This is a genomic window from Streptomyces sp. NPDC046831 (genome assembly GCF_040645305.1).
Taxonomy (GTDB): Bacteria; Actinomycetota; Actinomycetes; order Streptomycetales; family Streptomycetaceae; genus Streptomyces.
On record NZ_JBEYXZ010000064.1, the window covers coordinates 1 to 10,695 of the forward strand.

Below are 10,695 nucleotides of genomic sequence, written 5' to 3' on the forward strand. Positions count from 1 at the left end.
GGCCTGCAGCGGGGCGTAGTTGGTGACCGCCACGGAGTGCTGCGGCAGGTGCAGGGCCGGCGCGGGCTGCGTGTGCAGCACGATCTGGGCCGCGACGCCTCCGCCAGTCCCAGCAGCAGCACTTTGGTGAAGCCGCGCACCCACTCCTCGTCCGCCGGCTCGGCGCTGACGAGGGTGCGGTGCACCACCGCGCCCGCCACCACGTCGAAGATGAGGTCGACCGTGCGGGCGGCCTCCCGCGGTCCCGGCTCCGGCGGGAGCTCGCCCCGGGCCTGCGCACGGGCCCGGCCCTCCAGCACGAGCCGTTTCTGCCGCTCCACGATCGAGGTGCGGATCCGCTCCCGCAGCGCGCTGTCCCGCGTCGCCTCGGCGATCACCGCCATCAGGCCGCTGCGCGCCTCGGGACGCGCCAGGATCGCGGCGAACTGCAGGACCACGCCCTCGATGTCGGCGGCGAGGCTGCCGAGGTCGGGCAGCCGCAGCTCGTCGAAGAGTTCGGCCACCGCGTCCACGACGAGTTCGTTCTTGCCCGCCCAGCGGCGGTAGAGCGTCGTCTTCGCCACCCCGGCCCGGGTGGCGACGTCCTGCAGGGTGAGCCCCGACCAGCCCAGCTCGACCAGGGCCGAGCGGGTCGCGGCCAGAATCGCGGCGTCCACGGCGGCGCTGCGCGGGCGGCCGCCGCGGGCGGGGGTGCTGCTCTGCATGCCATGACCCTAGTGGGGACGTCCGGCGGATCATGCCGGGGACGCGCGGTCCGGCGCGCCCGCCTGCGGCGCTGCCGTCGGGGCGCCGTCGCCCGGCGCCGGCGCCGTCGTCCGCCGTGCGGCCGCACGCACCGGATCCCGCTCCCCGGACCGCGAGGTTGCCACCGCCTCTTCCGCGACCTGATCCGGCCACGCCCCCACACCGGCTGATTCCGCGCGGTCGTGAGGCGGATCACCGGGTAGTGGTTTCGCGTCGGCGCCCCGTGCCATTACGCTACGGGTCGTATCGAAACCAGGTGCGCAGGCACGTGTGCTTCGAGCGACGACCACAGCACGGCATCACGCAGCATCACGCGGTGGACGCGCCGCACGGCGTCCGGTGGGGACCGGCGCCGGGCGGCACACGCGGCCGCGGCTTTCACGGCCGTTTTCACACGCGCGCGCAGAACGGGGGAGGATAGACGCATGCAGCCACGGAACATGTCCATGAGCGGGGTCGTCGACCTCGCCGCGGTGAAGGCGGCCCAGGAGGCCAAGGCGAAGGCGGAGCAGGTGCGCGCCCAAGCAGCACGGCAGGGCGGGCCGGGGGCGGTCTCCCCGGCCGACCTCGTCATCGACGTCGACGAGGCGACCTTCGAGCGCGACGTCCTGCAGCGCTCCGCCGAGGTGCCGGTCGTCATCGACTTCTGGGCCGAGTGGTGCCAGCCCTGCAAGCAGCTGAGCCCGGTGCTGGAGCGGCTGGCCGTCGAGTACAACGGGCGCTTCCTCCTCGCCAAGATCGACGTCGACGCCAACCAGCTGCTGATGCAGCAGTTCGGCATCCAGGGCATCCCGGCCGTCTTCGCGGTCGTCGCGGGCCAGGCCCTCCCGCTCTTCCAGGGAGCCGCCGGCGAGGCGCAGATCCGGCAGACGCTGGACCAGCTGGTGCAGGTGGCCGAGGAGCGCTTCGGTCTGACCGGCCTGGCCGTCGACCCCGACGCCGAGCCGGGCGCGGCACAGCCGGCCGCCGTGCCGGCCGGCCCGCACGAGGCCGCCCTGAACGCGGCCGCGCAGGCCCTGGACGCCGGGGACCTGGGCGGCGCCATCCAGGCCTACAAGAACGTGCTCGCCGACGAGCCGGCCAACGCCGAGGCCAAACTCGGTCTCGCCCAGGCCGAGTTGCTCCAGCGCGTGCAGAGCCTGGACCCGCAGCGGGTGCGCCGGGAGGCGGCCGAGAAGCCGGGCGACGTGGCCGCGCAGATCGCCGCCGCCGACCTCGACCTGGTGGGCGGGCACGTGGAGGACGCGTTCGGCCGGCTCATCGAGGCCGTGCGGCGCACGGCCGGCGAGGACCGGGACGCGGCACGGCTGCGGCTGCTGGAGCTCTTCGAGGTGGTCGGGGCGGAGGACCCCCGCGTGACGGGCGCGCGCCGGGCACTGGCGCGGGCGCTGTTCTGATCCGGGGCGGGCACCCCGTTCCGACCAGTCGCTAAACGCGCGGGCCTGTGCGGCCCGGGTGAAAGTTCCGCCGAAACGGCGTCACAGCGGCCGCGCTTTGCCAAAACTTGGCAATCGCGGCCGCTGTTACTGCCAGTAAGCCAGGGGCTGTGGTCTGTCTGGTTCCGTCCAACGATCAATAGTTTTGTCCTGGCCTTGACTGCCACCGTGTGTCGCCGTCCGGGATCACTGTGTCGTACCCCGGTTATCCCTCCGTTACTAGCCAGTAACGAACCCCCTTGTGTCGGCGCCGAGAATGCACCACGATCGGCCACGCTCGGTCCGTTCCCGTACCCCGGCCGCCAGTTGGGTGACGGGGAGTCCGGTTCCCCACCGAGCAGAGCGGGCGCCGGTGGCGCCGGCTCTTGGACAGGGGGGTCTTCGCCGGTCCGGTGAAGCCTGTCCGCAAGGTTGTGCGTGATGCGTGTCAGGCGCGACCAGTGGTTGTCGCTCGGGGGTGATCGCCGGTGATTCGGGCGCTGTTCGCGCCACCGAGCGCGGGCGCTCTCCTTCCCGAGGACGTAGCACTTCTCCCATCCCTGCCCGGCTGAGCCGCCGACCGGGGCGAGCCGAGGCCAGGAGATGTACGTCCGAGAAGGAGGAAATATGGAGTCCCAGGTGCGTGGCGGGACCAGATGGAAGCGGTTCGCCGTCGTCATGGTGCCCAGCGTGGCCGCCGCGGCGTGTGTGGGTGTCGGCCTGGCGCAGGGTGCCCTCGCGGCGTCCTTCAGCGTCTCCGGGCAGCAGTTCAAGGTCAGCGCCGGGCATCTGCACGGTGAGGGCTTCGCCCAGTACGGCGGCATCGACAGCGGTTACACGACGACCGAGGGCAAGGACAAGACGGTCCACCCCGTCGCGATCTCGTCGTTCGACACCGCGACGATCACCAAGATGTGCCAGTCGGTCAAGACGGAGGTCCCGCTCCTCGGGAGGAGCGTCTACCTGCGGCTGGAGGCCGGGCCCAGCGACCAGAAGAAGGTCGAGGCCTCGAACCTCTACATCGACGTCGCCCAGCTCGACGCCGACGCGACGTTCAAGAACATCGACATCGGCGTCGCGGTCAAGGACAAGACCCGCGGCCCCGCCGTCAAGCAGGGCGAGAACGCGCTGCCGGGCGGCTTCGCCCAGCAGGCGGAGACGGCCGACCTCTACGGCGTGAAGCAGACGGCGTGGGCGACCACGGCCGGCACGTTCAAGCTGAGCGGTCTGTCGATGCGTCTCGGCATGGACCCGAAGATGGAGTGCTACTGACGGCTCCCGTCACCGGGTGAGGCGGGGCGGCCGAGCCGCCCCCAGGGGGCGGGGGAGCCATCGCTTCCCCCGCCCCGCGGGCCCGGCCCGGCGCGCGCGCCGGCCGGCTTCACAGACTCAGATTTCCGGCTTCTCCATGCCCACGGCCGAGCCGGTACGTACTTCCACCGGATCCCAGGGAGCTGTTTTCCATGAGTGCCGAGACTCCGGTCCAGAGCGCCGGGAACCTTACCCGGCTGCGTCTGCGATTCCGTGACTGGCGGGGCGCCCGGCCGTTCTGGGCAGGCTTGTTCACCCTGCTCGGCGGGGTGCCGATCGCCTATTTCCCGTATGCCACGCTCAAGCTGGGCACCATGTCGATCGCCATGGCGACCACCGCCGGCGCCGGTTCGCTGATCATCGGCGTGCTGCTGATCACGCTCGGCCTGACCATGTGGTTCCAGCAGGCCACGCGGGTCTTCGCCGGTGTCGCTGCGATCGTCCTGGCCCTGGTGTCCCTGGTCGTCTCCAACATCGGCGGCTTCCTGGTGGGCTTCCTGCTGGCGATGATCGGCGGCGCGCTCGCCGTCTCCTGGGCGCCCGGCAAGGCGAAGGCGGCGGTGGCCGCCGAGCAGGCGGACGACGCCGAGGACGCGGACGACGCCGAGGACGCGTACGACGCGACCCGCGCCGAAGGGCCGGACGGGGGGCACCGTGTCGGCTGACGAGGTCCTCGGCACGGGCGGGGCGGCCGCGGCGCGGGAGAGCACCGGGCCGCGCCACGCGGCCCCGAGAAAGCCGCTGTTCACCCGGTTCCACGTGCCCCCCGGCAAGGCGATCGCCATGGCGGCGATGCCCACGGCCGTCCTCATGGCGATGGGGTTCACCCCGACGCTCGCCCTCGCCGACAACAACCCGACGGCCCCGTCCTCCAACAGCCTGAGCGCCGAGGAGTATAAGGACTGCGTCGCGGCGCTGGAGGGCTCCGGGGACGAGGCCTCGGCCTCCCCTTCGCCGTCCGCATCCGCGAGCGCCACCGGCGAGGACGACGGAAAGGACGGGGGCAAGGACCCGGCGGAGCCCGAGCCGTCGACGAGCCCCGCCACCAGGGAGCCGTCCGGCGACAGGACGTCCGGTGCCTCTTCGTCGGATTCAGGTTCCGACGACGAGGCCTCCCGGTCGTCCTCCTCCGGCTCCGGCGCCCCGTCGGGCGGCTCGGGCCCCACCGCGGGCACGTCCGGCACCGGTGGCGGTGACACCGCCTCGCCGAGCCCGTCGCCGTCGCAGGACGACACGAGCGGCGGGCTGCTGGGCACCGTCGGCGACGCGCTCACCGACCTCGTCACCGGCGGCCTCGAGCCCGGTGCGCAGTCCGGCACTTCGGCGCCCGCCGATCCCGCTCCGTCCGCCTCGCCCTCCGCCACCGCGAGCCCCGACGCACCGTCGGACTCCGCGGACCGGCCCGCCACCGACCCGGCCGGGCACACGGCGGACAAGGCCACCGGCACGGCCGAGGACACCGCGAAGGACACCACGACGGACGCGGCCGAGGACGCCGGCGACAAGGCGGCCGACGGCACCGCCGGAACCGCCGGGGACTCCGCGGACGAGGCCACCGCCTCGCCGAGCCCGTCCGCGAGCGCCACCACGGACGCGGCCGACTGCCCGGCGGCCACCGACGCCGAGGGCGGCGTCGACAACAGGATCCTGGTGCCGGACGACCCGTGGGAGCTCCAGGCCAGCTCGCTGCTGCTGAAGGGCGCCCAGTACAAGGGCATCGTCGAGGTCAGGACGGCGAGCGGCGCCACCAAGAAGGTGCTGAAGTACGTCGTCACGGACGGCACCGACATCGGTGACCTGCACCAGCTCGTCAAGGACAGGAAGTCCGGCAAGACCTACCACGTGCAGGCCGCCAAGGGCTCGACGTCCACGATCAGCGACGGCGACACCGTGATGTACACCGAGAGCATCTCCGGCAACCTGCTCGGACTGATCCCGGTCACGTTCAGCCCCGACAGCCCGCCGCCGCTGGACATCCCGCTGATCTACTTCACCAAGGTCAAGGTGGTCCAGGCCGGCCAGTTCGGCGGCACCCTGCACATCCCCGGACTGCACCAGTTCACGTCCGACTGAGCCGCCCCGAGGAGCCCGTCCGGGAGCCGCAGCCGTGGCCCGGCACCCCGCCCGTGCGGGGTGCCGGGCCACGGCTCTGAGGGGGTGTCCTCCGCGCCGCGGAGGGGCCGGGCGGTCAGCCTCGGGTGCCGCCCAGGTGGTGGACCCGGACCATGTTGGTGGTGCCGGGGACGCCGGGGGGCGAGCCGGCAGTGATGACGACCGTGTCGCCGGCGTTGAAGCGGTTCAGCTTGACCAGTTCCTGGTCGACCAGGTCGACCATCTCGTCGGTGCTGTTGACGAGCGGCACGACGTGCGGCTCCACGCCCCAGCTCAGCGCGAGCTGGTTGCGGGTGGACTCGTCCGTGGTGAACGCCAGGATCGGCTGGGCCGCGCGGTAACGCGACAGCCGGCGGGCGGTGTCACCGGACTGGGTGAACGCCACCAGGCCCCGGCCGCCCAGGAAGTCGGCGATCTCGGCCGCGGCACGGGCGACCGAACCGCCCTGCGTGCGCGGCTTCTTGCCCGGCACGAGCGGCTGGAGCCCCTTGGAGAGCAGCTCCTCCTCGGCCGCCTGGACGATCTTCGACATCGTCTTGACGGTCTCGATCGGGTACGCGCCCACACTCGACTCCGCGGACAGCATGACCGCGTCGGCGCCGTCCAGGATCGCGTTGGCCACGTCGGAGGCCTCGGCGCGGGTCGGGCGCGAGTTGGTGATCATCGACTCCATCATCTGGGTCGCCACGATCACCGGCTTGGCATTGCGCCGGCACAGCTCGATCAGGCGCTTCTGCACCATCGGGACCCTCTCGAGCGGGTACTCCACGGCCAGGTCGCCGCGGGCGACCATCACGCCGTCGAACGCCATCACGACGTCCTGCATGTTCTCCACCGCCTGCGGCTTCTCCACCTTGGCGATGACCGGGACGCGGCGGCCCTCCTCGTCCATGACACGGTGCACGTCGGCGACGTCCTTGGCGTCCCGGACGAAGGACAGGGCCACCATGTCGCAGCCCATGCGCAGCGCGAAGCGCAGGTCCTCGACGTCCTTCTCGGACAGGGCCGGGACGTTCACGGCCGTGCCGGGCAGGTTGATGCCCTTGTGGTCGGAGACCACGCCGCCCTCGATGACGATCGTCCGGACGCGGGAGCCCTCGACGTCGACGACCTTCAGCTCGACGTTGCCGTCGTTGATCAGGATCTGGTCGCCGCGCGAGACGTCGCCCGGCAGCCCCTTGTACGTCGTGCCGCAGATGTGCTTGTCGCCCGGGACGTCCTCGGTCGTGATGGTGAACTCGTCACCCCGCTTCAGCTCCACCGGGCCCTCGGCGAAGGTCGCCAGACGGATCTTCGGGCCCTGCAGGTCGGCGAGGACACCGATGGCCCGGCCGGTCTCCTTGGCGGCGGCGCGGACGCGGTCGTAGCGGCCCTGGTGCTCGGCGTGGGTGCCGTGGCTGAAGTTGAAGCGGGCCACGTTCATGCCGGCCTCGATCAGGGTGACGAGCATGTCGTGGGAGTCGACCGCGGGGCCGAGAGTACAGACGATTTTCGAACGGCGCATGGGGCGATCCTATCGGTTTGTTTCGCTACGGAATATTCCATCTGGCGGAATCTGCACATGGGCGGGTTCGCGCTCAGGCGAGTGCCGTCGAATTCCTCGGTCGGTCTCAGCCGTCCTTTCCGACCAGTGCGTAGGTCTGCGTGGCGATCTCCAATTCCTCGTCCGTGGGTACCACGGCGACCGCGGTCCGTGCGCCGTCCGGCGAGATCAGCCGCGCCCGGTCCGCGCGCACGGCGTTGCGCTCCGCGTCGACCGCCAGGCCCAGCCCCTCCAGGCCCGCGACCGCCGCCTCGCGCACCCGGGCCGCGTTCTCGCCGACCCCCGCCGTGAAGACGACCGCGTCCACCGTGCCGAGTACCGCGTAGTACGCCCCGATGTACTTCCTCAGCCGGTGAATGTAGATGTCGAAGGCGAGGGCGGCCTCCCGGTCGCCCTCGTCGATCCGGCGCTGGATCTCCCGCATGTCGTTGTCGCCGCACAGGCCGAACAGGCCGCTCCTCTTGTTCAGCAGAGTGTCGACCTCGTCCATGGACATTCCGCCGACACGCTGCAAATGGAAAACGACGGCCGGGTCGACGTCGCCCGAACGCGTACCCATGACCAGCCCTTCCAAAGGCGTCAGGCCCATGGAGGTGTCCACGCACCTGCCGCCCCTGACCGCCGAGGCCGACGCCCCGTTGCCCAGGTGCAGCACGATGACGTTGACGTCCTCGGGCGCCCTGCCGAGCAGCTTCGCGGCCGTCCGGGAGACGTAGGCGTGCGACGTCCCGTGGAAGCCGTACCGCCGCACCCGGTACCGGTCGGCGATCTTCACGTCGATCGCGTACCGCGCGGCGGCCTCCGGCATCGTCGTGTGGAACGCCGTGTCGAAGACGGCGACCTGCGGCAGGTCCGGGCGCAGCGCCATCGCCGTGCGGATGCCGGTGAGGTTCGCGGGGTTGTGCAGCGGCGCGACCGGTATCAGCCGCTCGATCTCGGTGAGCACGGCGTCGTCGACGACGGTGGGCTCGGTGAAGAACATGCCGCCGTGCACCACGCGGTGCCCGATCGCGGCCAGCTCCGGCGAGTCCAGGCCGACCCCGTCGCGGGCGAGTTCCTCGGAGAGGGCCTTGAGGGCGGCGTCGTGGTCGGCGATGGGCCCGTTCTGCTCCCGGGTGGCGCCCGTGCCGACGCAGGTGTGCGTGAGCCGGGAGGTCTGCTCACCGATCCGCTCGACCAGGCCGACCGCGAGCCGGGTCGCGTCGCGCATGTCGAGCAGCTGGTACTTCACCGACGACGAGCCGGAGTTCAGGACGAGGACACGGGTCGCGCTCACGGTCTTCAACTGCTTCCTCCGGTACGTCAGGTGGCGGGCGTCTGGGCCTGGATCGCCGTGATGGCGACGGTGTTGACGATGTCCTGGACGAGGGCGCCGCGGGACAGGTCGTTGACCGGCTTGCGCAGGCCCTGCAGGACCGGCCCGACGGCGATCGCGCCGGCCGAGCGCTGCACGGCCTTGTAGGTGTTGTTGCCGGTGTTCAGGTCGGGGAAGATCAGCACGGTGGCCTGCCCGGCCACCTCGGAACCGGGCAGCTTGGTGGCGGCGACGGACGGCTCCACGGCCGCGTCGTACTGGATCGGCCCCTCGATCTTCAGGTCGGGCCGCCTCAGCCGCACCAGCTCGGTGGCCTCGCGCACCTTGTCGACGTCGGCGCCCGAGCCGGACGTGCCGGTGGAGTACGACAGCATGGCGATCCGCGGCTCGACGCCGAACCGGGCGGCGGTCGCGGCCGACTGGACGGCGATGTCGGCCAGCTGCCCGGCGTCCGGGTCGGGGTTGACCGCGCAGTCGCCGTAGACGAGCACCCGGTCGGCGAGGCACATGAAGAACACCGACGACACGATCGGCGCTCCCGCCCGGGCGGTGCCCTGGCCGGCGTCCGCGGGCCCGGCCTTGATGATCTCGAACGCGGGCCGGATCGTCGCCGCCGTGGAGTGCGCCGACCCCGACACCATGCCGTCCGCGAGGCCCTGCTCGACCATCAGCGTCCCGAAGTAGTTGACGTCCGAGACGACGTCGTGGGCCAGCTCCACCGTGACGCCCTTGTGGGCGCGCAGCGCGGCGTACCGCTCGGCGAAGGAGTCGCGCAGCTCGGAGACGGCCGGGTCGATCAGCTCGGACCCGGCCAGGTCGATGCCGAGGTCGGCGGCCTTCCTGCGGATGGCGTCCACCGGGCCGAGCAGCGTCAGGTCGCACACGCCCCGGCGCAGCAGCACCTCGGCCGCGTGCAGCACGCGCTCCTCGGTGCCCTCCGGCAGCACCACCCGCCGCCGGGCGGAACGGGCCTGCTCCAGCAGCTTGTGCTCGAACATCATCGGCGTGACCCGGTCGCTGCTCGGCGTGGAGACGCGCCGGGCCAGGTCGGCGGTGTCGACGTACCGCTCGAACAGACCGAGCGCGATCTCGGCCTTGCGCGGGGTGGCCGCGCTGAGCTTGCCCTCCAGTGCGAAGAGCTGCTCGGCGGTGGGGAAGCTGTTGCCGGGCACGGACACCACCGGCGTGCCCGGGGCGAGGCGGGCGGCGAGGGTGAGGATCTCCTCACGCGGCACCTCGCCCAGGGTGAGCAGCACGCCGGCGATGGGCGGGGTGCCGGCGCTGTGCGCGGCGAGCGAGCCGACGACCAGGTCGGCGCGGTCGCCCGGCGTGACGACGAGGCAGCCGGGGGTCAGGGCGCCGAGCAGGTTCGGCAGCATGGCGCCGCCGAAGACGAAGTCGAGCGCGTCGCGCGCCAGTCCCGCGTCGTCGCCGAGGACCACCTTGCCGCCGAGGGCGTGGGTGATCTGCGCGACCGTCGGCGCGGACAGCGCGGGGTCGTCGGGCACCACCCAGCAGGGCACCGGCAGCCGGGACGCCAGACGCCCGGCGATCGTGTCCCGGTCCTCGCGCGCGACCCGGTTGACCACCATGGCGAGGACGTCGCAACCGAGGCCGTCGTAGGCGCGGTAGGCGTTGTGCGTCTCGGCGCGCACGGAATCCGCGGTCTGCCGGCGCCCGCCCACCACCGGGATGACGGACGCGCCGAACTCGTTGGCGAGCCGGGCGTTGAGGGCCAGCTCGTCCGGGAGCTGGGTGCCGGCGAAGTCGGTGCCGAGCACGAGGACGACGTCGTAGTCCCGGGCGACCAGGTGGAAGCGGTCGACGAGGGCCGACACCAGCGCGTCGGTGCCCTGCTCGGCCTGCAGGGCGGACGCCTCCCGGTAGTCCATGCCGTAGACCGTGGCCGGGGACTGCGCGAGGCGGTAGCGGGCGCGCAGCAGGTCGAAGAGCCGGTCGGGCCCGTCGTGGACGAGGGGGCGGAAGACGCCCACCCGGTCGACCTGCCGGGTCAGCAGCTCCATGACCCCCAGCTCGACGACCTGGCGGCCGTCGCCGCGTTCGACACCGGTCACGTACACGCTGCGGGTCACGCGCGCTCTCCGTTTCGTCGGGGACATCCGGCCGGGTCCCGCCGGGGCCGGCGGGGGACCGGTGGGCCCAGTTCACCGAGGGACCGGCGTTGCGGGTCGTGCACTCCGCTGACGGCCCACTGGTCGAGCAGGTCGAGGGCGTCGGCGCGGTACCGGCCGTCG

General features: G+C 72.2%; 7 protein-coding genes and 1 pseudogene. 4 read left to right on the forward strand and 4 right to left on the reverse strand.

The window, feature by feature from the left end:
* Positions 1 to 101: 101 nt before the first annotated feature.
* A pseudogene (locus ABZ920_RS30160) lies at positions 102 to 704 on the reverse strand (TetR/AcrR family transcriptional regulator); the annotation flags it as partial.
* Between the two features lie 465 nt (positions 705 to 1,169).
* On the opposite strand from ABZ920_RS30160, the gene ABZ920_RS30165 reads away from it, so the two are divergent.
* From ABZ920_RS30165 to ABZ920_RS30180, 4 genes are all read left to right on the forward strand, one after another.
* Complete coding sequence (locus tag ABZ920_RS30165) at positions 1,170 to 2,141, forward strand: tetratricopeptide repeat protein (protein WP_361511933.1); 972 nt, start codon at positions 1,170 to 1,172, stop codon at positions 2,139 to 2,141.
* A gap of 645 nt (positions 2,142 to 2,786) precedes the next feature.
* A complete protein-coding gene (locus ABZ920_RS30170) occupies positions 2,787 to 3,431 on the forward strand; it encodes a DUF6230 family protein (protein WP_361511936.1) in 645 nt (214 codons plus the stop codon).
* Between the two features lie 191 nt (positions 3,432 to 3,622).
* Positions 3,623 to 4,135, forward strand: coding sequence for a DUF6114 domain-containing protein (locus ABZ920_RS30175; protein ID WP_361511939.1), 513 nt, complete (start codon positions 3,623 to 3,625; stop codon positions 4,133 to 4,135).
* The gene (locus ABZ920_RS30180) at positions 4,125 to 5,543 is read left to right on the forward strand and encodes a hypothetical protein (protein ID WP_361511942.1); all 1,419 of its coding nucleotides are present in this window, start codon (positions 4,125 to 4,127) and stop codon (positions 5,541 to 5,543) included. The genes ABZ920_RS30175 and ABZ920_RS30180 overlap by 11 nt, the downstream gene beginning before the upstream one ends.
* A 115-nt stretch (positions 5,544 to 5,658) precedes the next feature.
* On the opposite strand, the gene pyk is transcribed toward ABZ920_RS30180, so the two are convergent.
* From pyk to pta, 3 genes are all read right to left on the reverse strand, one after another.
* A complete protein-coding gene (gene pyk, locus ABZ920_RS30185) occupies positions 5,659 to 7,086 on the reverse strand; it encodes a pyruvate kinase (protein WP_361511945.1) in 1,428 nt (475 codons plus the stop codon).
* A gap of 106 nt (positions 7,087 to 7,192) precedes the next feature.
* Entirely contained in the window at positions 7,193 to 8,401 is a 1,209-nt protein-coding gene (locus ABZ920_RS30190) for an acetate kinase (RefSeq protein ID WP_361511948.1), read from the reverse strand.
* A gap of 26 nt (positions 8,402 to 8,427) precedes the next feature.
* Complete coding sequence (gene pta, locus ABZ920_RS30195; protein WP_361511951.1) at positions 8,428 to 10,533, reverse strand: phosphate acetyltransferase; 2,106 nt, start codon at positions 10,531 to 10,533, stop codon at positions 8,428 to 8,430.
* Positions 10,534 to 10,695 lie beyond the last annotated feature (162 nt).

Bases quoted from the DNA above. Each gene is read 5' to 3' on its own strand.
- ABZ920_RS30165 (WP_361511933.1), top strand. From the start codon at position 1,170: ATGCAGCCACGGAACATGTCCATGAGCGGGGTCGTCGACCTCGCCGCG.
- ABZ920_RS30170 (WP_361511936.1), top strand. From the start codon at position 2,787: ATGGAGTCCCAGGTGCGTGGCGGGACCAGATGGAAGCGGTTCGCCGTC.
- ABZ920_RS30175 (WP_361511939.1), top strand. From the start codon at position 3,623: ATGAGTGCCGAGACTCCGGTCCAGAGCGCCGGGAACCTTACCCGGCTG.
- pyk (WP_361511945.1), bottom strand. From the start codon at position 7,086: ATGCGCCGTTCGAAAATCGTCTGTACTCTCGGCCCCGCGGTCGACTCC.